Origin of the sequence: Duganella fentianensis (assembly GCF_009857835.1) — a bacterium.
GTDB classification, from domain to species: Bacteria; Pseudomonadota; Gammaproteobacteria; order Burkholderiales; family Burkholderiaceae_D; genus Rugamonas; species Rugamonas fentianensis.
Genome location: NZ_WWCL01000003.1, coordinates 443345 through 467666 on the forward strand (window position 1 = coordinate 443345; position 24322 = coordinate 467666).

Annotated in this window: 20 protein-coding genes; 11 read left to right on the top strand and 9 right to left on the bottom strand. The window is 62.1% G+C overall.

Features of this window, described 5'->3' with window-relative positions; all coding sequences use genetic code 11:
• Positions 1-50: 50 nt before the first annotated feature.
• The 3 genes from icmF to GTP23_RS15110 form a co-directional block, all read right to left on the bottom strand.
• Positions 51-3341, bottom strand: a complete 3291-nt coding sequence (gene icmF, locus GTP23_RS15100) for a fused isobutyryl-CoA mutase/GTPase IcmF (RefSeq protein WP_161035916.1) — start codon at positions 3339-3341, stop codon at positions 51-53.
• Positions 3342-3513: 172 nt separating this feature from the next.
• A complete protein-coding gene (locus GTP23_RS15105) occupies positions 3514-7098 on the bottom strand; it encodes an indolepyruvate ferredoxin oxidoreductase family protein (RefSeq protein WP_161035917.1) in 3585 nt (1194 codons plus the stop codon).
• A gap of 220 nt (positions 7099-7318) precedes the next feature.
• Entirely contained in the window at positions 7319-8263 is a 945-nt protein-coding gene (locus GTP23_RS15110; RefSeq protein ID WP_161035918.1) for a LysR substrate-binding domain-containing protein, read from the bottom strand.
• Between the two features lie 126 nt (positions 8264-8389).
• On the opposite strand from GTP23_RS15110, the gene GTP23_RS15115 reads away from it, so the two are divergent.
• Entirely contained in the window at positions 8390-9610 is a 1221-nt protein-coding gene (locus tag GTP23_RS15115) for an HD-GYP domain-containing protein (RefSeq protein WP_161035919.1), read from the top strand.
• Between the two features lie 44 nt (positions 9611-9654).
• Here GTP23_RS15115 and GTP23_RS15120 read toward each other — a convergent pair whose 3' ends face one another.
• Positions 9655-10698: a GGDEF domain-containing protein gene (locus tag GTP23_RS15120; RefSeq protein WP_161035920.1), complete on the bottom strand. Its 1044-nt coding sequence runs from the start codon at positions 10696-10698 to the stop codon at positions 9655-9657.
• Positions 10699-11162: 464 nt separating this feature from the next.
• On the opposite strand from GTP23_RS15120, the gene GTP23_RS15125 reads away from it, so the two are divergent.
• The 10 genes from GTP23_RS15125 (at position 11163) to GTP23_RS15170 (ending at position 20497) form a co-directional block, all read left to right on the top strand.
• Positions 11163-11339: a Flp family type IVb pilin gene (locus tag GTP23_RS15125; RefSeq protein ID WP_161035921.1), complete on the top strand. Its 177-nt coding sequence runs from the start codon at positions 11163-11165 to the stop codon at positions 11337-11339.
• Between the two features lie 69 nt (positions 11340-11408).
• On the top strand, positions 11409-11939 hold the full coding sequence (locus tag GTP23_RS15130) for an A24 family peptidase (RefSeq protein ID WP_161035922.1): 531 nt from the start codon (positions 11409-11411) through the stop codon (positions 11937-11939).
• Positions 11940-12042: 103 nt separating this feature from the next.
• A complete protein-coding gene (locus GTP23_RS15135; RefSeq protein WP_161035923.1) occupies positions 12043-13416 on the top strand; it encodes a DUF8689 domain-containing protein in 1374 nt (457 codons plus the stop codon).
• Positions 13413-14231, top strand: a complete 819-nt coding sequence (gene cpaB, locus GTP23_RS15140; RefSeq protein ID WP_161035924.1) for a Flp pilus assembly protein CpaB — start codon at positions 13413-13415, stop codon at positions 14229-14231. The genes GTP23_RS15135 and cpaB overlap by 4 nt, the downstream gene beginning before the upstream one ends.
• A 7-nt stretch (positions 14232-14238) precedes the next feature.
• Complete coding sequence (locus GTP23_RS15145; RefSeq protein ID WP_161035925.1) at positions 14239-15717, top strand: type II and III secretion system protein family protein; 1479 nt, start codon at positions 14239-14241, stop codon at positions 15715-15717.
• Positions 15718-15730: 13 nt separating this feature from the next.
• Positions 15731-16009 (top strand): hypothetical protein, encoded by a 279-nt coding sequence (locus GTP23_RS15150; protein WP_161035926.1) that lies wholly within the window; start codon positions 15731-15733, stop codon positions 16007-16009.
• A gap of 9 nt (positions 16010-16018) precedes the next feature.
• Positions 16019-17191 (top strand): CpaE/TadZ family protein, encoded by a 1173-nt coding sequence (locus tag GTP23_RS15155; RefSeq protein WP_161035927.1) that lies wholly within the window; start codon positions 16019-16021, stop codon positions 17189-17191.
• Between the two features lie 36 nt (positions 17192-17227).
• Positions 17228-18574, top strand: a complete 1347-nt coding sequence (locus GTP23_RS15160; protein ID WP_161035928.1) for a TadA family conjugal transfer-associated ATPase — start codon at positions 17228-17230, stop codon at positions 18572-18574.
• Positions 18575-18578: 4 nt separating this feature from the next.
• On the top strand, positions 18579-19556 hold the full coding sequence (locus tag GTP23_RS15165) for a type II secretion system F family protein (RefSeq protein ID WP_161035929.1): 978 nt from the start codon (positions 18579-18581) through the stop codon (positions 19554-19556).
• A gap of 8 nt (positions 19557-19564) precedes the next feature.
• Positions 19565-20497, top strand: coding sequence for a type II secretion system F family protein (locus tag GTP23_RS15170; RefSeq protein WP_161035930.1), 933 nt, complete (start codon positions 19565-19567; stop codon positions 20495-20497).
• A 94-nt stretch (positions 20498-20591) separates the two neighbouring features.
• Here GTP23_RS15170 and GTP23_RS15175 read toward each other — a convergent pair whose 3' ends face one another.
• The 5 genes from GTP23_RS15175 to rhlP all read right to left on the bottom strand — a co-directional run bounded on the left by GTP23_RS15175 (position 20592) and on the right by rhlP (position 24319).
• A complete protein-coding gene (locus GTP23_RS15175) occupies positions 20592-21359 on the bottom strand; it encodes a GIN domain-containing protein (protein WP_161035931.1) in 768 nt (255 codons plus the stop codon).
• Positions 21360-21393: 34 nt separating this feature from the next.
• Complete coding sequence (locus GTP23_RS15180) at positions 21394-21576, bottom strand: hypothetical protein (protein ID WP_161035932.1); 183 nt, start codon at positions 21574-21576, stop codon at positions 21394-21396.
• Between the two features lie 205 nt (positions 21577-21781).
• The gene (locus GTP23_RS15185; protein ID WP_161035933.1) at positions 21782-22786 is read right to left on the bottom strand and encodes a hypothetical protein; all 1005 of its coding nucleotides are present in this window, start codon (positions 22784-22786) and stop codon (positions 21782-21784) included.
• A 116-nt stretch (positions 22787-22902) separates the two neighbouring features.
• Entirely contained in the window at positions 22903-23511 is a 609-nt protein-coding gene (rrtA, locus tag GTP23_RS15190; protein WP_161035934.1) for a rhombosortase, read from the bottom strand.
• A complete protein-coding gene (gene rhlP / locus GTP23_RS15195) occupies positions 23486-24319 on the bottom strand; it encodes a rhombotarget lipoprotein (RefSeq protein WP_161035935.1) in 834 nt (277 codons plus the stop codon). Before rhlP ends, rrtA begins: the two co-directional genes overlap by 26 nt.
• Positions 24320-24322 lie beyond the last annotated feature (3 nt).

Consider the following 24322-nt stretch of genomic DNA (forward strand, 5'->3'; position numbering starts at 1 on the left):
GCTAGCGGCAGGCTAGCCAGTACCCTTGCGGGTACTGGCAGAGGGGCCGATTACATATTGCGGCGGTACTGGCCACCCACTTCGAACAGCGCCGTGGTGATCTGGCCCAGCGAGCAGACGCGCACGGCATCCATCAGCTTGTCGAACACATTGGCGTTGTCGATGGCGGCCTGCTGCAGCGCTGCCAGTGCCTGCGGCGCAGCAGCGGCGTTACGGGCGTGGAAGTCCTCCAGACGGGTCAGCTGCGATTGCTTCTCGTCGTCGGTGGAACGGGCCAGCTCGATGGTCTGCGGCGCTTCGCTACCGGCTTTCGGATTGCGGAAGGTGTTGACGCCGATGATAGGCAGCGTGCCGTCATGCTTCTGGTGCTCGTACAGCATGGACTCTTCCTGAATCTTGCCGCGCTGGTAGCCGGTCTCCATCGCGCCCAGCACGCCGCCACGTTCGGCGATGCGCTCGAATTCCTGCAGTACGGCTTCTTCCACCAGATCGGTCAGCTCTTCCAGAATGAAGGAACCCTGATTCGGGTTCTCGTTCTTGGCCAGACCCCATTCGCGGTTGATGATCAGCTGGATCGCCAGCGCACGGCGTACCGATTCGTCGGTCGGCGTGGTGATGGCTTCATCGTAGGCGTTGGTGTGCAGCGAGTTGCAGTTGTCGTAGATGGCGATCAGTGCCTGCAGTGTGGTGCGGATATCGTTGAAGTCGATCTCCTGCGCGTGCAGCGAGCGGCCCGAAGTCTGGATGTGGTACTTGAGCTTCTGCGAACGGTCGTTGGCGCCGTATTTGTCGCGCATGGCCACGGCCCACAGGCGGCGTGCCACGCGGCCCAGCACCGTGTACTCGGGGTCCATGCCGTTGGAGAAGAAGAACGACAGATTCGGTGCGAAGTCGTCGATGTGCATGCCACGCGCCAGATAGGCTTCGACAAACGTGAAGCCGTTGGACAGCGTGAAGGCCAGCTGCGAAATCGGATTCGCGCCCGCTTCGGCGATGTGATAGCCCGAGATCGACACCGAGTAGAAATTGCGCACCTGATGGTGGACGAAGTATTCCTGTATGTCGCCCATGACTTTGAGCGAGAACTCGGTGGAGAAGATGCAGGTGTTCTGGCCCTGATCTTCCTTGAGGATGTCGGCCTGCACCGTGCCGCGCACATTCTGCAGCACCCATGCCTTAATCTTGGCCGCTTCGTCGGAACTCGGATCGCGCTGGTTCTCGGCCTTGAATTTTTCTACTTGCTGGTCGATGGCGGTGTTCATGAACATCGCCAGTATGGTTGGCGCCGGACCGTTGATGGTCATCGACACCGAGGTGCTCGGGCTGCACAGATTGAAGCCGTCGTATAGCACTTTCATGTCGTCCAGCGTGGCGATCGACACGCCCGAGTTACCTACCTTGCCGTAGATGTCGGGACGCAGGGCCGGATCGGCACCGTACAGGGTGACCGAGTCAAACGCGGTGGACAGGCGCTTGGCGTCCATGCCGGTGGAGACCAGTTTGAAGCGGCGGTTGGTACGGAAGGCATCGCCTTCGCCCGCAAACATACGGGTCGGGTCTTCGCCTTCGCGTTTGAAGGCAAACACGCCGGCCGTGAACGGGAACGAGCCCGGCACGTTCTCCGCCATCAGGAAGCGCAGGATTTCACCGTGATCTTCATAACGTGGCAGCGCCACTTTGCGGATCTTGTTGCCGGACAGGGTGTGGTGGATCAGACGGGTACGGATTTCCTTGTCGCGGATTTTCACCACGTAGTCGTCACCGGCATAGGCAGCCTGCAGATCGGGCCATTGCGCCAGCAATTTCTTGGCACCGGCATCCATGCTGCTGTCACGCTCGGCGATCAGCTCGTCGAAGTCGGCATTCTTGTGGGCGGCGGCCAGCATGCGCTTGGCTTCGCTCAGTTGCTGGCGCTCGCGTGCCAGCGCTACCTGCTTGCTGGTGTTGCGGTGGTAGCCGCGCACGGTGTCGGCGATTTCGGCCAGATAGCGCGCACGCGCTGGCGGCACGATGACGTTTTTGCCGCTCGAATAGCGTACATCGATAGCTGCCAGTTTGCCGGCCTTGGCCTGCAGGCCGAATTCGGCCAGCTTGGGCAGCAGGCCCTGATACAGTGCCGTTACGCCATCATCGTTGAAGCGCGATGCCTGCGTGCCGAATACGGGCATTTCATCCGGACGCTTGCTCCACAGTTCACGGTTGCGCTGGTACTGCTTGGCCACATCGCGCAGCGCATCCTGTGCGCCTTTGCGGTCGAACTTGTTGATGGCGATGAAGTCGGCGAAATCGAGCATGTCGATTTTTTCCAGCTGCGAGGCAGCGCCGAATTCCGGCGTCATCACGTATATCGACACATCGACGTGCTGCACGATGGCCGCATCGCCCTGACCGATGCCGGAGGTTTCCACGATCACCAGATCAAAGCCGGCCACTTTGCAGGCGGCGATCACGTCCGGCAGCGCCTGCGAAATTTCCGAGCCCGCTTCACGGGTAGCCAGCGAGCGCATGAACACGCGCGCCTGACCGCCCCACGGATTGATGGCGTTCATGCGGATACGGTCGCCCAGCAGGGCGCCGCCCGATTTGCGGCGCGACGGGTCGATCGAGATCACGGCGATATTCAGCGCGTCGCCCTGATCGAGGCGGATACGGCGTATCAGTTCATCCGTCAGCGAGGATTTACCGGCGCCGCCTGTGCCTGTAATACCCAGCGTCGGCACGGCCAGTCCTTCGGCAGCGGCCAGCAGTTCGGCGCGCAGGGCCGGTGCGGCCTTGTCGTTTTCCAGTGCCGTGATCAGCTGCGCCAGCGGACGGTGGCGGCTTTCGATGCTGCCCGCGCGCAGCGGTTCCAGCGTGGTCGGCGAGTAGTCGGACAGGTCGATGTCGCACTGCTGCACCATCCACTGGATCATGCCCACCAGACCCATACGCTGGCCATCTTCGGGGCTGAAGATTTTGCTCACGCCATAGGCATGCAGGTCGGCGATTTCATCGGGCACGATCACGCCGCCGCCGCCGCCGAACACTTTGATGTGGGCGCCGCCGCGCTGGCGCAGCAGATCGATCATGTATTTGAAGTATTCGACGTGGCCACCCTGATAGCTGGAGATGGCGATACCCTGCACGTCTTCGGCCAGCGCTGCGGTGACAACTTCGTCGACCGAACGGTTGTGACCGAGGTGTACCACTTCCACGCCGTTCGACTGCAGGATGCGGCGCATGATGTTGATGGAAGCGTCGTGGCCATCGAACAGCGAGGCCGCCGTGACGAAGCGGATTTTGTTATTCAGGCGTGGCTGGTCTGGTACGGCAGCCATATTCGGTGTGGAGAGGTCAGTCATGATGTCCCTTGAATGCTGGTGGCGATCTGCGTCGTTCGGCCATTATATGCCGTTTACGTTTCCCTTTACGTAAACGTCAATTGTGATGACCGGTAGGCACAAAGCACCGGGCCGGATGGCGAGATCCGGCCCTTGAGTGGTGTTTAGTGGGCTTTTCGGGGCTTTAGCGGCATTAGGCAGCGCGTTGCAGGCCCAGTTGGCTCAGTAAGCGGGCTTTTTCGCTACGGAAGGTGGCCACAGCCTGCTCTTTGACGTGGCCGAAACCGCGTACTTTTTCGGGCAGGCTGGCCAGTTCCACCGCTTGTGCGTGGTTTTCCGGCGACAGCGCGGCCAGCAGCTGCTGCACCAGTTCGCGGTATTCCACGATCAGCGCACGTTCCATCTTGCGTTCTGCCGTGTGGCCGAACAGGTCGAAGGCCCCGCCGCGCAAGCCTTTCAGCTTGGCCATCAGCTTCATGGCCTGCCACATCCACGAGCCGAATTCCGCCTTGACCAAGTGGCCTTTGGCATCCTTCTTGGCGAACAGCGGCGGCGCCAGATTGAACTTGAGCGAGAAATTGCCTTCGAACTGCTGCTGCAGCTGTTCGACAAAGCGGCCATCCGTGTACAGACGCGCCACTTCGTATTCATCCTTGTAGGCCATCAGCTTGAAGGCGTACTTGGCGACAGCGGTGGACAGCTTGTTGCCCAGACCCAGAGTGCTTTCGCGTGCGCGCACCTGTTCCACCAGTTGCTGGTAGCTGGCGGCGTAGGCGGCGTTCTGGTAGGCGGTGAGGAATTCCACGCGCTTGGCGATGATGGTGTCCAGACTTTGCGGCATCTGCATCAGCACTGGCTGGGCCGGTGCGGCCACACGCTGTACCTTGGCCAGATCGACGGCGGCACGGCGGCCCCACAGGAAGCTCTTCTTGTTGGAAGCGATGCCTACGCCATTGAGTTCAATCGCGCGCAGCAGCGAGGCTTCGGCCAGCGGGATGCGGCCTTTCTGCCATGCGTAACCGAGCATGAACAGGTTGGCGGCGATCGAATCGCCCATCAGCGCGGTGGCCAGTTTGGTGGCGTCGATGAAGTCCGCTGCGCCGGCACCGACCGATTCTTCGATCAGGGCGCGCACTTCTTCCACCGGATACTGCCAGTCCGGCTTCTGGGCAAAGGTGCCCGGTGGCTGCTGGTGCAGATTGACCACGGCCAGCGTGCGGCCCGGACGCATTTTCGAGACCGCATCGGCAGCGCCGGCGGTCAGCATGTCGCAGCCGAGGATCACGTCGGCTTCGCCGGTAGCGATACGCTGGGCGCGCAGGTGGGCCGGGCTGCGGGCGATTTTCACGTGCGAAGTCACCGAACCGTTTTTCTGCGACATACCCGTCATGTCCAGCACGGAAGCGCCTTTGCCTTCGAGGTGAGCGGCCATGCCCATCAGCGCACCGACTGTAATCACACCGGTGCCACCGATACCGTTGATCAGGATGTTGTACGGCTGGTCGCAGTTCGGCAGTGCCGGTTCCGGCAGTGCGCCAAAGCCGTCATCGCTATTGTCCTTGCTGACGCCGGCCCTGGATTTTTTCAGGCTGCCGCCTTCCACCGTGACGAAGCTCGGGCAGAAGCCTTTCACGCAGGAGTAGTCCTTGTTGCAGGACGACTGGTCGATGGTGCGCTTGCGGCCGAATTCCGTTTCCTTAGGCAGGATGGAAACGCAGTTGGACTGGATGCCGCAATCGCCGCAGCCTTCGCACACGGCTTCGTTGATGACCATGCGTTTGGCCGGGTCAGGGAATTCGCCTTTTTTGCGACGACGGCGTTTTTCGGCCGCGCAGGTCTGGTCGTAGATCAGCACCGAAGTGCCGCCGATTTCGCGCAGCTCGCGCTGTACCGCATCCATATCCTTGCGGTCGTGCAGGCTGACGATGCTCGGCAGGGCGCTGCGGTCGGTGTAGCGGCTCAGGTCTTCCGTCACCAGCGCAATGCGCTTCACGCCTTCGGCCGCCATCTGCTGGGCGATCATCGGTACCGAGGTGGTGCCATCGACCGGCTGGCCACCCGTCATGGCGACGGCGTCGTTGTACAGAATCTTGTAGGTGATGTTGACCTTGGCCGCCACGGCCGCGCGGATCGCCAGATAACCGGAGTGGAAGTAGGTGCCGTCACCGAGATTCTGGAACACGTGGGGAATCTTGGAGAACGCAGCCTGACCTATCCACGGCGCGCCTTCGCCGCCCATGTGGGTAGTCAGCTTGTTGAACTCGGGGTAGATCGAGGTGGCCATCACGTGGCAGCCGATACCGGCCAGCGCCAGACTGCCTTCCGGTACTTTGGTCGAAGTATTGTGCGGGCAGCCGGAGCAATAGAAAGCGGGACGGAATGGCGTGTTGATGGCCTTCTTCAGGACCGCATCCTTGGCATCGAGGAAGCTCAGACGGGCTTTGATGTGGTCGCAGGTGACGGGATCGCTGATCAGGCGCGAGACGCGGCTGGCAATCACGCGTGCCACTTGCGACACCGAGAAGTCAGCCTTGGAAGTGAGCAGCCATTCGCCGCGCGGTGCCACCCATTCGCCTTTTTCATCGAACTTGCCGATCACGCGCGGACGCACGTCGTCGCGCCAGTTGTACAGCTGTTCCTTGAGCTGGTATTCGACGATCTGGCGTTTTTCTTCCACCACCAGTATCTCGTCCAGACCTTGTGCGAACTCGCGCACGCTGTCCGGCTCCAGCGGCCACGGCATGGCCACTTTGAACAGGCGCAGGCCCAGTTCGGCCGCCAGTTTTTCATCGATGCCCAGTTCTTCCAGCGCTTCCAGCACGTCCAGATAGGATTTGCCGGAGGCGATGATGCCCAGTTTGGCGTTGGGGCTGGTGATGGTGGTGTGATTGAGTTTGTTCTCGCGCGCATAGGCCAGCGCCGCGTAGATTTTGTAGTCCTGCATCAGGGCTTCCTGATTGCGCGCCTGCTGACCGAGCGGAATGCTGGACAGGCGGGCGTTCAGGCCACCTTCGGGCATGACGAAGTCCTGCGGGATTTTCACTTCGACGCGGAACGGGTTGGCATCCACCGAAGCCGACGATTCCACCGTATCGGCCAGCGCCTTGAAGGCCACGGTACAGCCGGAGAAGCGCGACATGGCCCAGCCGTGTATGCCCAGATCCAGATATTCCTGCACATTGCACGGGTACAGCACAGGGATCATGGAGGCCGAGAACAGGTGGTCCGACTGGTGCGGCAGCGTAGACGAATAGGCGCCGTGGTCGTCACCGGCCACCAGCAGCACGCCGCCCTTGGCCGAAGTACCGGCATGGTTCATGTGCTTGAACACGTCGCCGCAGCGGTCTACACCGGGGCCTTTGCCGTACCACATGGCGAACACGCCGTCGTACTTGGCTTCGCCGATCAGATCGACCTGCTGCGAACCCCATACGGCGGTGGCGGCCAGATCCTCGTTCACGCCCGGTACGAATTGCACGTGGTGGGCTTCCAGATGGCCTTTGGCCTTCCACAGATTTTCATCGAGGCCACCGAGCGGCGAACCGCGGTAGCCGGAAATGAAGCCGGCCGTGTTCAGGCCGGCGGCCTGATCGCGCACACGCTGCATCATCGGCAGGCGCACCAGCGCCTGTATGCCGGACAGGAAGATATCGCCACTGGTGGCAGTATATTTGTCGTCGAGGCTGACCGTGCTGAGGCGGGAAGGCGTGGAAGGGCTAGGGGTGCTGGCGGCGCCGTCGTGCGACGTTGCTGGGCCGTTTGCCGTGGTATCGGGCATGGCGTGTCTCCGGTTTGGTATCAGAATCGCGCCTGTTCTGGGTGGTGCCGGGTAGGCACGCCGGGAACAGGCCATGAGCCGCATGGTTAGCGGCGCTGGGATCAGTTTAGGTCAGAACTGCAGACATGCAGCACGACGCGACTATCCACTCTGGCGCGGAGTATGGGCGCTAGTTGACGTATACGGAAATAGCGTTTGACGATGGTGGTATAAGTAAAACTTATGGCAGCATGCGCGCGCCCGGCCAGAGCTGCTCGGCACACAGTTGCTGGCTCACGTGCTGCACCAGTTTGCGGATGGCTTCCGCCGCATTGGTGAGAGGGATATTGCGCGAGGCGCACAGCACCACGGTGCGCGAAATGGTCGGCTGTTCGATCCGGCGCGAGCGCATGCTGCCTCGTTTCAGCTCGTCCAGCACGGGCGCGGCAGGCAGGATGGTGGCGCCCAGATGGGCCAGTATGGCGGACTTGAGGATGGCGATGGAATTGATCTCGATGACGTGCTGCAGGCTCAGGCCGGCCTGATGGGCCACGCTATCGATACGGGGGCGCACGCCCTGCAGGGGGCTGGGCAGGATCAGTGTGTGCTGTACCGCCTCGGCCAATGTTAGTGACTGCTCACTATCGCCATCCGCGCCGTCTTCCTGTGCCGGGCTGGCGCAGATAAAGCGCAGTTCTTCTTCCACCAGCGCCGTGCTGGCAAAGCCGCCCAGCTGGCCATCATCGAACAGCACGGCCAGATTGATGCGGCCGGACTTGAGCTGCTCGCTCAGATTGCCCGTGATTTCTTCCGTCAGCTGCAGGGTGATTTCAGGATACTGGGCCCGTGCCGCCGTCAGCAGGGGCAGGGCGAGGGCGCCGGAAATACTGTGCGGCAGGCCCAGTGTGACCACCCCGCTGGGACGCTCGCTGCACTGGGTAACGGCGGAGCGGGCATCGGCCACCTGCTTGAGAATGGCTTGTGCGTGCTCATAGAAAACCTTGCCGGCATCGGTGCTCAGCACGCCTTGCGCACTACGGTGCAGCAGCTGCACACCGAGTTCGTCTTCGAGCTGGCGCAATTGCTGGGTCAGCGCCGGTTGCGCAATATGCAAAACCACGGCTGCCTTGGACAAAGAGCCGTGATCAACAATTGCAACAAAGTAACGAAGCTGACGAAGTTCCATGATAATAGTGTCTCCCAGGGTACAAACAGATGATAGCATCTGGAAATTTAGTCCCGACAAGCAACTATTTGTTATACTCAAATCGTCCCGTCCGGCAGTCCAGACCCCACTCTCAGCAGGTCCCGCATGTTAAAGAAAGTCGATTCTTCTCAACTTAAAGTAGGCATGTACATCCATGACCTGAGTTGCGACTGGATGACCCATCCGTTTGTGCGTAACCGCTTTCTGCTGACTAGCGAAGAAGAAATCCGCAAGATCATCAACGCCGGTATTCATGACGTTGTCATCGACAACGATAAAGGGCTGGACGTACAGGACGCGCCCACGCTGGCCGAGGCGCAGGCTGCCACCGAGCGTGAAATTGTCGAAATTGCCACGAAATCTCCCATCGTCACCCGTGTGTCGCTAGGCGAAGAAATGCAGCGCGCCGTGCAGATCCGCCATCAGGCGTCGACGCTGGTGCGCACCGTGATGCAGGACGCGCGTCTGGGCAAGGCGGTGGAACTCGATCAGGTGTCGCCGGTGGTGGAGAATATCACTGAATCCATCCTGCGTAATCCGGGCGCACTGGTGGGCTTGCTGCGGATTAAGACCAAAGACGATTACACTTTTTTGCATTCTGTCAGCGTCTGTACCTTGCTGGTGGCGTTCTGCCGCTCGCGCAACTTCGAAGCGGAGCGTACCCATCAGGCCGGTCTGGGCGGTTTGCTGCATGATACGGGCAAGGCGCTGGTGCCGGACAAAATCCTCAACAAGCCGGGCCCGCTGACGGACGAAGAATTTGCCATCATCAAGCGTCATCCGAAAGATGGCTACGATATTCTGCTGAAGTCGCCGGAAATCGGTCCCATCCCGCTCGACATCACGCTGCATCACCACGAACGGCGCGATGGCAGCGGCTATCCGGAAAAACTGGGCGGCGATGGCATCAGCGAGCTGGCCCAGATGGCGGCGATTGTCGATGTGTACGATGCCATTACGGCGGATCGCTGCTATCACAAGGGCATGTCGGCAGCGGCTGCGCTGCGCAAGATTTACGAGTGGAGCAAATTCCACTTCAATCCCCAGTACGCCCAGGAATTCATGCGCTGCGTGGGGATCTACCCCGTCGGTACCATGGTCATGCTGGAATCGGGCCGTCTGGGCGTGGTGGTGGAGCCGCATGAAACCAATCTGCTGGCACCCAAGGTCAACGTGTTCTTCAATACCAAGCAGAACCTGTACATCAAACCGGAGACGGTGGACCTGTCGCGCGGGCTGGGCTTCGGCGGCGGCGACAAGATCGTCGGCCACGAATCGCCGAGCAAGTGGAATGTGGATCCGATGCGCTTCCTGAGTCTGAACTGAAGCGTCCTGCCGAATCAAAAACAGCCTCGTCCGAGGCTGTTTTTTTAGAAGAATTCCGCCGTATCGTTGGAAGCCACTGCCTGTAGCAAGCCTTCCTGCACCAGCTCGTCGTAATGGCAGGCCATGTTGCGGCCATGGCTTTTGGCGTAGTACAGCGCCTGATCGGCATGGCCGAGGATCATCACGGGCGCATCGAGCGCGCTGATGCTGACGAAGCCCACACTGACCGTAACCTTGCCCACCTGGGGGAAATCATGCGCGGCCACGCTCATGCGGAAGCGCTCGATGATTTTCTTGGCGTTTTCCAGCGTGGTGGAACGCAGCAGCACGACGAATTCTTCGCCGCCGAAACGGAACACGCGGTCCTGGCTGCGGAACGAGGAGGTCAGCAGGTTGGCGATCAGAATCAGCACTTCGTCGCCATACAGGTGGCCGAAGCGGTCGTTGACCAGCTTGAAGTGGTCGACGTCGACCACGGCCAGCCACTGCTTTTCCTGATCGCGCGGGCTGCGCCGTTCCGGTTCGCCGAGCACGGCGACGGAATGGCTGTCCGTGCTGGCCGCCAGCATCTTGGCCAGCTGGTCGTCGAAAGTCTTGCGGTTGAGCAGGCCCGTGAGCGAATCACGTTCGCTGTAATCGAGCAGATTCTGGAAATTGCGGTACACGCTGACGATGCCGCCGATCACGTGGATGGTATCGCTGGTGTAAGGCGTAGGGTTGATGATTTCCAGACAGGTATCGCATTTGTCGCCCATCCAGATCGGCAGCCACAGCGTATGGCCACCTACGTCGTTGACGATGTCGGCGCTGGACTCATGGTGGCTGATGCAGTGGGCCAGCGGGGCCAGACTGGTCAGCGGTTCGCCCGGCTGGTGCGGATCGTTATTCTCGACCATGTGCGCGACTTCGCCGGCGCGTATGCTGGCGCGGGGACGCACAAAGGTCTTGCCACGGATGGTGACCAGCGAGAGCACGCGGGTCTGGCTGGCATTGGCCAGCTCCTGCACCGCCGAGATCACCGAAATGTCGAGCATCGTGTGATCGCGGTGGCCAGTCATGTCCACCATGTGTTTCAGTAGGGAATCCATCGTCGTCTTTGGAGAGTAATCACACAACCTTGTGTTGAGCCAGGCTAGCTTCGCGCCTATCAAGTCCATATCTTTGATAGTCAGGCGCACAGTGAAGCAGCAACGGGGAGCCTTTCCAAAGAACAGCTAGGCAGGATAATAGCTTTTTGTAATCAAAGCAATTCATGTGTGCGAAAAAAAACATCTCTTCTAAACGAGTGCAACTTTTTTCCGACAACCGCTCTGCCCAGCAGCATAACCATGCTGATCAGGGCGCAGTTTGACATAAGCCAGCACCGTTCGGGGGCACTGATGAATATATTTCATCAGTCGCGGCAAAAGATTCCGTGCGGAAAACTTGCGTCACGTCAACTTGCTTTTCGGCAGCTTTTGTATAGTGAATCCAATGCTGCAGCACAGGGAAAAAACGGCACCGCCGGCCCGCTGCATCAGGGGTTTTCCTACACTACTCTCGGGAGCACATCATGCATGCACTGATCACCGCAGTAAAAGCTTTTGCCCACGATGATGACGGCATTACCGCCATCGAATACGGCCTGATTGCCGCCACCATGGTCGGCCTGGTCGCCACCGTGTTCGGGCTGCTGGGGCCGGCACTGACCAACGCCTTCACTGATATCGCCAGCAAGATTCACACCTAAGCCGCCGGCCGGGCGTAAAACACTCTCCGGCAGCAGCCGGGCCGGAGAGTCAGTCAGGGAGAATTGATCATGCTCACAGCCATAGAAATGATACTGGTCTGTCTGGTGGCGCAAGCTGCGTTGACGGATTTGACACTACGCAAAATTCCCAATGTGCTGATTCTGAGCGGCCTGCTGCTGGCGCTGATCCTGCACAGTCTGGCAGGACAGCATGGCGCAGTCGCCCAGCAGTGGCTGGCCGGTGCTGTCACCGGCCTTTTTGTTTTTCTACCGCTGTATCTGCTACGCGGCATGGCCGCTGGCGACGTGAAGCTGCTGGCCATGGTGGGCGCGTTTCTGGGGCCGCTGGCCGCGCTCAAGGTGGCCGCGCTGGCCACACTGTTTGGCGGCATGCTGGCGCTGGTGATGCTGCTGTGGACGGGGCGCTGGCGTCAGGCCTGGCGCAATGTGTGGACCCTGTGCGCGCCCGTGTGCTGGCGCTGTCTGGGCGTACCCATGCAGGCCGTGCCCTTGCCCGCTGTGACCAGCGTGGGCGGCATACCGTATGGCCTGGCCATCGCGCTGGCCACGGCCAGCACGGTGCTGCTGGCACAGCGCTAGTGTTGTAGCACCAGCACCGCGGGCAACACGGCTTTGCTCCGCGTCAATGTCTGCAAAGCAGGGCTCGCTAGACTGAGTTTCCTAATCACAAGGAGAGTGCACCATGACTGCGCTGGCTACGTCTGCTGCTACGGCAACCACATCGGAACCAGCGCTGGCGCTGGCCGAACTGTGGCCGGCGGTGCCGCGCTCCGTGCGCGAGGCGGGCTTGCCGGCCGCCCTGATTGCCGAGCTGATCGCCAAAGCGATACTGTTATCCGGCAAAACTCCGCTCTCCCAGCTGAGCACCCGTCTGCACCTGTCGCTCAATGTGCTGCGCGAAGTGCTGGACCTGCTGGTGGCCGAGCATGTGCTGGAAGTGGCATGGCGCGGCGATTCCGACCTCGACGTGCAGTACCAGCTGACGGCCAGCGGACGCCAGCGCGCCACTGCGTGGCTGGAACGCTGCGCCTACGTGGGACCGGCGCCTGTGCCGCTGGCAGCCTATGCGGCGCTGGTGGAGCGTCAGGCCGCGCAGATGCTGTCGCTCAGCGCGGAAGATCTGGCCAATGAACTGGGCGATGTATTTCTCGCCACGGCCCAGCAGCGCATGCTGGGTGCGGCACTGTATGCCGGCCGCACGGTGCTGCTGCACGGACCTTCGGGCAGCGGCAAGTCCACCCTGGCGCGCCGCCTCGGCAGCCTGCTGCAAGGTGTGGTGGCAGTGCCCCACGCGCTGCTGATCGGGAGCGATATCGTGCAGGTGTATGACGCTTTGCTGCACCGCGCGCCCCAGCCTTACCAGCTGCGCCAGCTGGGCGAACGGCGTAGTTGCGATCCGCGCTGGGTGCTGTGTCAGCGCCCCGTGCTCACGCTGGATGCAGAGCTCACCAGCGCGCAGCTGGAACTGCAGGCCGATACCCAGGCCGGCTGCTATCGCGCGCCGCCCCAGCTACAGGCCAATAATGGTTTGCTGATCGTCGATGATCTGGGCCGCCAGCATATGCCGGCCAGCGATTTGCTGAACCGCCTGACGCTGGCGCAGGAGCTGGGGCGCAGCAGCATGAGCGTGGGCGCTGCCAGTGCGGTGACGGTGAGCTGCCGCCTGCAGCTGGTGTTCGTCACCAGCATGCAGCCGGCCAGCCTGTTCGATGCTTCCGCGCTGCGCCGGCTCAGCTACAAGATCGGCATCGATGCGCTCGATGCTGCCAGCTACCGCACGCTGTTCCGCCACCGCTGCGTGAACAGCGGCGTGGTGTTCGACGATGCGGCACTGCGCTATCTGGTCGACCAGCTGCACGGCGGCAGCGGCTTGCCTCTGCTGGCCTGCTATCCGGCCGAAATCGTCGGCCGCATCCGCGACTTTGCCGGCTTTCTCGGCGAAGCGCCGCGCGTCACTGTGGCCACGCTCGATCAGGCGTGGATCAGTATGTTCGCTGACTATCCGTCCCTGCCGGCGACGGCGGGCGCAGCGCCGGATAGTCAGCGTGCCATATGAACAAGCGCCGCGCCCTGATCATGCTGGCGCTGGCCCTGCTATTCGGGCTGGCCGCAGTGCTGCTGGCGGCGCGCTGGCTGCTGCGGCCTGCGCCGGCTGCGGCCAACCATATCGTCGTGGCGGCCAGCGATATCAGCCTGGGCCAGCGCCTCACGCCGGAGCTGCTGAAGACGCTGGACTGGCCGGCAGAGAGCATGCCGCACGGCGCGGTGCACGATAGCGCCGCGCTGGTCGGACGGGTGCTGCGCACCAGCGTGCTGCGCGACGAACCGCTGAACGAAGCCAAGCTGGCGCCTGCCGGTACCACGGGCGGCCTGTCGGCGCTGATTGCGACGGGCAAGCGCGCCATCACGGTGCGGGTGAATGATGTGGTGGGGGTGGCTGGCTTTGCCCTGCCGGGCAACTTCGTCGATATTCTGGTGAATATGCAGGCCAGTGCCAGCGGCAGCGAGCATGCCATCTCGCGCATCGTGCTGGAACGCATACTGGTGCTGGCCGTGGCGCAGGAAGTGGGGCGTGATGAAACCCGTCCCAAGGTGGTGAATGCCGTGACGCTGGAAGTTACGCCGGCCCAGGCCGAGAGCATCGATCTGGCGCGCAGTGTGGGTAGCCTGTCGCTGGTGCTGCGCAATCAGGTCGATCCGCTACCCGGTGTCACCACGGGCGCAACCAGAAACACCTTGCTGCATATCGAAGCGCCTCCCGTGCAGGCCGATCCTGTGCCGCAGGCCCGGGCGGTAACAGCGTCAGCTCAGCCCCGGCGACACTGCATAGACGTGATCGCAGGCACGCAGCAGGTGCAGGAATGTCTGTGAGGCTGCCATGAAACTGCTGCCCTATCTTGCTGTGCTGGTGCTGGCTGTGGGGGCCGGAGCGGCGCATGCTGCCGGCAAGGCCGAGACGCGCCTACACTGCAATGGTCAGGTGGCGGCGCCTGTCAGTCTGAATCTGGCGCTGGGCAAGGCCAAACTGATGCAGATGCCGGAAACCGTCGAAGCGCGCAGTGTCGGCAATCCGGCCGTGCTGCATGCCAGGCTGGTGGCGCCGGATGCGCTGTATGTGGTGGGGCTGGAGATAGGCAGCAGCAATATGATGGTGCAAGGGAGCAGCGGCCTGTGTACGCTGATCGAAGTGGTGGTGGGGCTGGATGCGGGCGCCGTGCAGAACGCGCTGGCGACGCTGCTGCCCGAGCAGAAGGAGCTGCACGTGAGTGCAGCGGGCGATACGCTGGTCATCAGCGGCACGGTGGATGATGCACCCACGGTGGAGCGGGTGATGGAAGTGGCATCAGCCTTCGTGCGGCGCCAGCCACCGGCAGCGGACGGCAGCAAGGCCAGTGCCACCGCGGCGGCCAGCAGTAACAGCCCGAGCCCAGGCGGCAGCAGCGGCAGTAGCAGCAGCCGTGCAGTGGCGACGGCTGCGGCGCCCGCCGGTGCTGCCATCATCAACCTGCTGTCCGTGCGCGCGCCCCAGCAGGTGATGCTGGAAGTGAAAATCGCCGAAGTCTCCAAGTCCCTGCTGGACAAGCTGGAAGCAGGCAGCACGCTGAACTTTGGCGGCGGCAGCTGGAGTTCGGCCCTGTCGTCCAGTTTTCTCAGCGGAACCTTGCGCGGGCTGCTGCGCATAGGCGGCGCGGCAGGCAACCATGTGGCGCTGGCGGCAGAAAAGCAGGACGGTCTGGTACGCATACTGGCCGAACCTACGGTGATGGCACTGAGTGGGCAGGAAGGCAGCTTTCTGGCGGGCGGCAAGATCTTCATCCCCGTCGGGCAGGACAACAACAAGGTGACGCTGGAAGAAAAGGAGTTCGGCGTGGGGCTGCGCTTCACGCCTACCGTGCTGGCCGGCGGGCGCATCAATCTGCGGGTGGCGCCGGAAGTGTCGGAGCTGTCGCGCGAAGGCATAGGTATCTCCGCCAACGGCATCAGCGGCAATGCGCTGCTGCCACTGATTACGACGCGCCGTGCTGCCACCACGGTGGAGCTGTACGATGGCCAGAGCTTTGCCATCGGCGGCCTGATACGCGACAGCCAGAGCAGCGGCCTGCGCGGCATGCCGGTGCTGGGCGATCTGCCCGTGCTGGGCACGCTGTTCCGCAGCACCGACTTCCAGCAGGATCGCACCGAATTGCTGTTTGTCGTGACCCCGCATCTGGTCAAGCCCCTGCCTGCCAGTTACGCCCTGCCGACCGACGGACTGCAAGCGCCCGACCGAGTGCAGCTCAACCTGCAGGGGCGGCTGGAAGCTGCGCCGGCCACTGCACCCGCGCCGCTGCCGGCCCCCGTCAATCCACCGCGCTGAATGGATAACTGCCATGGCTGTCTTTTCTCTCCCCGTACCAGCACTGCTGCTGGCAACCCTGTGCTGTGGCTGCAGCACCCAGCTCTCGACCAGCACACCGGACTGGGACCAGCATTTCGGCAGCCGCGCACGGGCCACGCTGGCCCTGCAGGTGGCCTATCCCGCTGCCTCCAGCAGTGATACGGCTGCCGGCATGGACGGGCGCAAGGCCAGAGCTGCTTACGAGCGCTATCAGAAAGCCGGGGCTGATGCGGCCCCGGCGGCGTCCGGCCAGAGTGCCAACAACAAGTGAGGATAGGCGATGAAAGCACTGATGGTCAGCGCAGATAGTCTGCTCCATGCGGAAGTGGCGGCACAGGGTTCGGCGCGCATGCCGGGCCTGCAGCTGGTGGCCACGCGGCAGGGCTTGCGCGAAGCGGTAGAGCGGCCACTGGCAGAACTACCGGAACTGGCCATCGTCGATGCCAGTGCCGTCACTGCCAGTGAAGCGGAGCTGGTGGAGCGCCTGTGCAAGCTATATCCGGCCACCAGCGTGCTGCTGCTGACGCGCGAGCCGCCGCCCGAGCTGCTGATCCGCGCCATGCGTGCCGGCATCCGCGAAGTGCTGCAGCTGCCGCTGGTGCATAGCGCGTTTCATGAAGCGCTGGGACGCATCGAGCTGGCCGCGGGCTGTGGTCAGCTACGCAACGGCAAGGTGCTGGCCTTCATTTCCTGCAAGGGCGGCAGCGGGGCGACTTTTTTATCCACCAACTTCGCGTATGCGCTGGCCGCACTGGCAGATAAAAAAGTGCTGCTGATCGATCTGCATGGCCAGTTCGGCGATGCCACCCTGTATGTCTCGGACCAGAAGCCGGCCATGACGCTGTCCGATATCTGCGCCCAGATCAGCCGCATGGACGGGGCGTTTCTGGAATCCTGTCTGGTGCACGTGGCCTCCAACTTCGGTGTGCTGGCTGCGGCCGACGATCCCCAGCATACGGTAGACATGAAGCCCGAGCATATGGACACCATACTACGCGTGGCATGCCAGCATTACGACTACATCGTGCTCGATGTGGGCCGCCAGATCGATGCCATCTCGTTGCGCGCGCTCGATCAGGCCGACGCCATCCATCCCGTGCTGCAGCTGGCGCTGCCCGATATCCGCGATGGCCGCCGCCTGCTCGATATTTTCCGCTCGCTCGGCTATGCCGCCGAACGCATACGCCTGATCGTCAACCGCTACGAGAAGGGGGGCAAGCTGCGCCTGACCGATCTGGAACAGGCGCTGGGCGCCGACGTGATGCACACCGTGCCCAATGATTATCTGTCCGCCACCGATTCGGTCAACCAGGGCATACCGGTGCTGCAGCTCTCGCGCAGCAGTGCGGTGGCACGCAGTCTGGGCGAACTGGTAGAGCTGGTGACGGCGCGCCGCGCACCGGAAAGCAAAGGCCTGTTTGACCGCCTGTTCGGCCGCCACGAGGCGGAATAGGTATTGCAACCGTAGCGCTATCCTGAGGGAGGAAGTATGAGTTTGCGCGAACGCCTGAGCGTGACGGAGGAGGCGCGCCAGCCGGCGCCGGATGCACCGGCACTGGCCGCTGCCGCGTATCAGGAGCTGAAGAAGAGTATGCACCAGACCATACTCGACCGCATCGATCTGGAACGCCTGAAGCGCCTTACGGCGGAGCAGTTCAAGCACGAGCTGGCGCTGCTGGTCCAGCGCATCATCGAAGACGAGCGCATTGTGCTGAACCAGCATGAGCGGCATAGTCTGGTGCTCGATATCCAGCACGAGATGCTGGGCTTCGGCCCGCTCGAACCGCTGCTGGCCGATCCCGGCGTGTCCGATATTCTGGTCAACACCTGCAGCCGGGTGTATGTGGAACGTGGCGGCCGGCTGGAGCTGACCGATGTCACTTTCAACGATAACGCCCACCTCATGAAGATCATCGAAAAAATCGTCTCGCGCGTGGGCCGGCGGGTGGACGAATCCAGCCCCATGGTGGATGCGCGCCTGCCCGACGGCTCGCGCGTGAATGCCATCATTCCGCCGCTGGCCATCGATGGCCCTATCCTGTCGATCCGCCGCTTTGCCGTGCAGCCGCTGACGGTGCAGAATCTGCTCGATTACCGTAGCCTGACGCCGCCCATGATGGAAGTGCTGCAGGCACTGGGGCAGGCCAAGGTGAATATCCTGATCTCGGGCGGCACCGGCAGCGGCAAGACCACCATGCTCAATGTGCTGTCCGGCTTCATTCCGGCCGCCGAGCGCATCGTCACCATCGAGGATGCGGCTGAGCTGCAGATGCGCCAGCCCCATGTGGTGCGGCTGGAAACCCGGCCGCCGAATATCGAAGGCAAGGGCGAAGTGAATCAGCGCTCGCTGGTGCGCAATGCCTTGCGTATGCGGCCGGACCGCATCATCCTCGGCGAGGTGCGCGGACCGGAAGCACTCGACATGCTGCAGGCCATGAATACGGGGCATGAAGGCTCGCTGGCCACCATCCACTCGAATACACCGCGCGATGCGCTGGCGCGGCTGGAAAACATGGTGGGCATGACGGGCCTGAACCTGACGCCGCGCGCAACCCGCCAGCAGATCTGTTCTGCCGTGACGGTGGTGATGCAGGTCTCGCGCCTGACCGATGGCACGCGCAAGCTGGTCAGCCTGCAGGAGATCACGGGTATGGAAGGTGACGTGATCGCCATGCACGAAATCTTCCGCTACGAACAGCGCGGCGTGGCGGCCGACGGCAAGGTGCAGGGCCGCTTTTCCGCTACCGGTGTGCGGCCCCGGTTTGCCGACCGCCTGCGCATGTTCGGCGCCGCCGTGGCCGACAGCGTGTTCGATCCTGACCGCATTTTCGAGTAGCGTCATGAGTGCTCTGCTGGCCGGCTTTTTCATTCTGCTGTTTGCTGCGCTGATCCTGCTGCTGGAAGCATTGTGGATCTGGTGGTCTGCGGCGCATGGCAGCGCGGCGCGCCGCATCAGCAAGCGTCTGCGCCTGATGGCGGCGCAGGGCGAGCGCCACGGCGAACGCATCGACATCCTCAAGCAGCGCAGCTACAGCCGCCATGCGCTGCTGGAGCAACTGCTGCGGCGTTACCGCGCACCGGCCTTGCTGGACCGCTTGCTGCTACAGGCCGGTGTGCCATGGTCGGTGGCGCAGACGCTGGGCAGCATGCTGGTTCTGCTGCTGGCCGGTGCAGGTGCATCCTTGCTGCTGCAACTGCCCTGGCTGATGCGCGCCGGCCTGTTCTTGGGTCCACCATGTCTGCCGCTGCTGCTGATATGGCAGCGGCGTCAGGCCCGCCTGATCAAGCTGGAAGAGCAGTTGCCGGAAGCGGCGGATTTTTTTGCCCGCGCCCTGTGCGCCGGCCATTCGTTTGCCAATGTGATGCAGATGGTGGGCGAAGAAATGCCCGAGCCCATCGCGGGCGAATTCAAATTCGCCTACGTGGAAATCAACTATGGTGTGCCCATGAACGAAGCCCTGTACAATCTGGCCCTGCGGGTGCCGCTGACGGACTTGCGCTATCTGGTCATCGCCGTACTGATACAGCGCGAGTCGGGCGGCAATCTGGCCGAGGTGCTGGGCAGTATCAGCCGCTTGATCCGCGCGCGCCTGCGCCTGCTGGCGCAGGTCAGGGTGATGTCGGCCGAGGGGCGCATGTCGGCGTGGATACTGTGCCTGCTGCCGCTCGGGGTGCTGCTACTGATGATGGTCACCAATCCCGTCTACGTGCGCGTGCTGTGGACTGATCCCATAGGCATACGCCTGATCTGGTATGCGCTGGGCATGGCCGCTGTCGGCGTGCTGTGGATGCGCAAGCTGATCCGCATACGGGTCTAGGAGGCGTCATGGAGACTGGCCAGATCGTATTTCTGCTGATCGTGTTTCTGGTGGTGGCCGGCATCGCCTTGCTGGCCCTGCTGCTGTTTTCATCGGCGGCCCTGCGCGCACGGCTAGGTATGCTGGCAGCACAGGCACCGTCGCCACAGAACCAGCAGGCCTGGGTGGAGCGCGTGGCACAGGTGGCGCAGCCGCTGTCACGCCTGTCCCTGCCGGAAGATGGCTGGGAACGTTCGCCGCTGCGCACCCGCTTCATGAATGCGGGCTGGCGCGGCGCCTCTGCGCCTTCGCTGTATTTCGCCACCAAGACAGTGCTGGCACTGGTGCTGCCGGCCTTGCTGATGCTGGCTGCCGCAACGCTATGGCAGCTGCAGCTCTCGCGTGGCCTGTTTCCGCTGCTGCTGGCCGGTGCAGCGTTTGGCTACTATTTGCCGAATGTGGTGCTGGCACGGCGCGCGGCCCATCGCTGCCGCGACATCTTCGAGAATTTTCCCGATGCGCTGGATTTGCTGACCGTCTGTGTGGAAGCGGGTCTGAGTCTGGAACGGGCGCTGGCCAAGGTGGCGGGCGAAATCCATATCAAGAGCGCAGCGCTGGCGCAGGAACTGCAGCTGGTGCTGATGGAAATGCGGGCCGGCTTCAGCAAAGAGAAAGCCTTGCGCAATCTGGCCTTGCGTAGCGGGGTGGAAGATGTGGATACGCTGGTGGCCATGCTGATCCAGTCCGAACGCTTCGGCACCAGCATGGGTGAGTCGCTGCGTGTGCATTCGGAGAATCTGCGTGCCAAGCGCAGTGTGATCGCGGAGGAAGCTGCGGCCAAGATCGCGCTGAAGCTATTGTTCCCGCTGGTGTTCTGCATCTTCCCCACGCTGATGCTGGTGCTGATCGGTCCCGCGGGAATACAGGTGTATCACATGCTGCCTGCCATGCTGGGCAAATAAAAAAACCGTCCGCTAGGGGGTAACCAGGCGGACGGTGAAAAACACACCCATGTGTTTACTGCTGCGGACTACCGCATTCCTTACGATCAGCGGTCTACTGCCAGCTGATGCTGCCCATACCTTTGGTCGTGGCGCTACGCTGGGCCGGGTTGCCATACACGGTGGCCGAACCCAGTCCCGTTAATCTCATGGCCGCGCTATTTTTGGCGTACACGGAAGCGCTGCCCAGACCCGTCAGATTGACATCGACGGCGTCGGCGCGCAGTTTCTGCGCATCGAGTCCACCCACGCCGCCCAGACTCACATGCAGCTGCCGGGTCTGGCCGCTCATTTCGATATGCCCGGCGCCGTGCAGATCGAGCTCGACGTTGTCGCTGGTGCCTGCATTGACGTTCATGCTGCCGACGCCACCGAGCCGCACGTTGACGTTGCGGTACTGCGAGTTGACGTTGACGGCACCCGCACCTTCCAGTGCCAGTCGCAGGCTGTCGCCGCTAAAGCCTCTGACTTCGGCGGCACCCACGCCGCCGGAAGTGAGCTGACGCAGATTCGGCAGCGTTAGCTCGGCGCGCAGCTCGCGGTTGTTACCGAAACTGATGCTGCGCTGTTTTACTGTGCCGATGCGCAGCGTGTCACCGCTTTGCTCCACCGTCACTTTTTTCAGCGCGTCAGCCTCTCCGTATAGAGTCAGCGACGCGACTGGTCCTTGTTTGAGTTTCAGGTTGATCACGCCATCGAGATCAACGTTGACGGTACGTGCATCGACGCTGCGGTTCTCGCTGCTGACGTCGGCCGCTTGCGCTACTTGTGCGCCGCCGCCGATCAGAGTGGCCAGCATGGCGGCCTGCAGAATTTTTTTCATCGTATGCTCCGTCGTGGTGGTGATGGTAGGCGGCTTAGATGGCAGCTTTTTCTGCAGCGGTCAGACGTTTGGCCGTTACGTGTACGACTTGAACGGCGGCGGTGTCTGCTTTGGCAGCGACGACTTGTTCAGGTACGGCGGCAGTGGCGAACGAGGTAGCACCAGCGATCACGAGTGCGGCGAGGAAGATGGCTTCCATGTTTTTTGCGATGTTCATTTTCAGCTCCTTGGTGGTTGGTTGAACTACGTTTTGTCTTGCGATGAGTGAACTATAAACAAGCACCTGCGGCGCTTCCATCGGCATGTGACGAACTGCAAAAAACAGGGAGCAGAATGCGCAAAAACGGCGTGAAATGGGCAAGGCGGATGCTGGCAACGGGGCACGGAGGCCCTGCCAGCAGGGGGCTGCGGGCTAGTGTGGCTTAATGGGCGATGGCAGGTTTGCCATTGATGCCGGCGCAGGCGCGCGCGGCAGCCGGGCGCATAGGCCGGCCGCTGCTGCCGGGGACGAAAGCCGCAGCGGTATAGGTTTGTAGCGCCTGCGCTTCCATCGGGTTCAGATGGCGGTTCGGCAGCTCGAAGACTGTGCGTTGCTCGGGCCGTATCACGCTGCGCATATTGCGGGTGGATGGATGGTCGCGCAGGTGGCGATTGATTTCACCTTGGCAGTAAAGAATCTTCATGCCCAGGCTGAGCGCCTGCTGCAGATCTGCGCGCTGCGGCGCGACGTAAAAGAAAAGATCGTTGGGGTAGTGCAGCATCAGTTGCGGCTCGAGCAGGATGCCGTCTTCCAGACCGATCTGGCGAAACTCGCTGCTGACTTCGTAGACGGCGCGCGTGAGCAGGTCGAAACGATTCTGCGCCAGCAAGTCGAATAGCGTTTCGGTCTTGTCCCGTACCACCTTGAGGCCGGCGTCGGTCATGATATCGCTGTCGGGCCAGTCGCTACCGCTGCCGACGCTGAGCTGACTTAATTGCGGTAGCTTTTTGACTTTGGCGACCTTGGCCAGCCCCTGCTGGTTGGCCATGAACACACGGTAACCATTGCCGCCGAGATAGATCGGCACTGCCACCAGCGCTAGCTCGCGGCTGGCTTTGCCGCCGGCCGAGGTGGCAATGACGTCGCAGTAGGGCTGCATACGCTTGCTATAGCGCACGCGCGCATCATTCGTAATGTTGGCAGGGAAATCGCAGTGCTGGATGGTGTAGTGCTTGCCGGCGGCTGTCAGGGCTTTTTCCAGCAGTTCCTTGCGGTAAGTAATGACGGGATTATCCGTTTCATTGGCGCGCTCCATGCGCACCACCATGGGCGTCTCCTGTGCGCGGCACGGCGAGAGACCGAGTGCAAGCAGACTGGCGCCAAGCAAGCTCAGGGAGTAACGGTACAGCAAGCGGGGCGTGCGCATGGCAGTGAAAGGAGTAGGCAAGCTAGCAATTCCGAAGTGACTATTTCTTTTTGGAAACCTTTATTCTGCATCGAAAAAGCATAGTATGAAATAGCGAAACTGACACATTGCATTCTAGAACAATGCTGCGCGCAAGCCTATGACCGTTCAGCGCGCGTGGGCCGCGTCAGACGCGAGTTCAGGGCTGCTTCCAGCAGACCCAAGGCCACCCCCAGCACATGCGCCTGCCACATGACGCGTATGCCGGGCGGTAGCGAGTTGCTGCCCGTAGAAATTCCTAGTGCTTCACAGCCCGTTTTAAGCAGCAGGAGGGCGGTCAGCAGCACCAGCCAGTGGCGCGGCAGCTGGGCGCCACGCCAGAGCGCAATGAGTGTCATGGTCGCCATCATGACGACGAGGCCGGATAGCCCGCGATAGTGCGCCAGAGCCGGCACGCCGGACATCAGGGCGATAGCCATCAGCGGAGCAGAGCAGCTCAAGGACAGGCACAGGCGGCGTGTGCCTATCAGGGGTTCCAGTACACATCCGCACAGCAAGAGCATGGCGACATCGACCAAGGCATGCCATGCCGAATAGTGCACCAGATGCCCGCTCCACAGCCGCCACCACTGGCCGGACAGGATGGCTTGCCGGTCGTAAGCGAGCAAGTCGATCAACTGGGGCGGGGCATACACCAGTACCAGCGCGACCAGTGCCAGCAAGGCACTGGCGCTGGGCCACTTAGCGGGCGCGGCGGCGCTGGCCATAGTACAGGGCAGCCAGCGCGGCAGCCAGTGCCAGCAGGCTCCAGTCAGCGGCACCGCCACCGTGATAGCCTTCTTTGTTGCTCACCTGAATAGTGCTGTCGGATTTCAGCCGTTCGCGGAAACTGTCGAGTTCCGTTTGCAGATTGGGGATCAGCTGATCGACAGCCTGGTTGTAGCCATCGGTCTGGGCCGCGCGCGACTTCTCGCTGAAGCCGGCCATGGTGGCATTGCCGCCGACGCGGCTGGTGCCCGGTGCGCGGAACAGCAGCTTGCGGCTCTTCACATCGAACACGGAGGCATCGAGCATGGTCTGGATATCGTACTGATTACCGTTGATGACGTAGGCACCGATGATGGTCCAGTAAAGCAGCGACAGGCGGTTGCTATCGTTGAACTGCACCTGATCGTAGGACAGCAGCGTGATCACTTCCACATTGAACATGCGCGCCACCTGATCCAGATTATCGAAGCCGCCGCGCGCCTGCATATAGGCCGACGGGATGATTTCTATGCTGCCGATGTAAGCATGTTTGGAGAACGAAGCTTTGACCCGCTCGAGCAGCTTCATCTTCTGCTGTTCCGAAGGCCCGTTACCCCAGCCGCCACCCGGAACGAAGGCGATGCCTACCCGCACCGGCGGGCGCAGCTGGGTCACGCCAGGCACCATGGCAGTCGGCTGCTTGGCGTTGGGGTAGAGGTAATCGACCACGCTGCCGTTCTGCTGCACGCGATGGCCTGAGCCCCAGAAGGCGCAGCCCGATAAACTGGTGACCAGCAGCGCGATCAGCACGCCTTTGATGAAATGCATGTT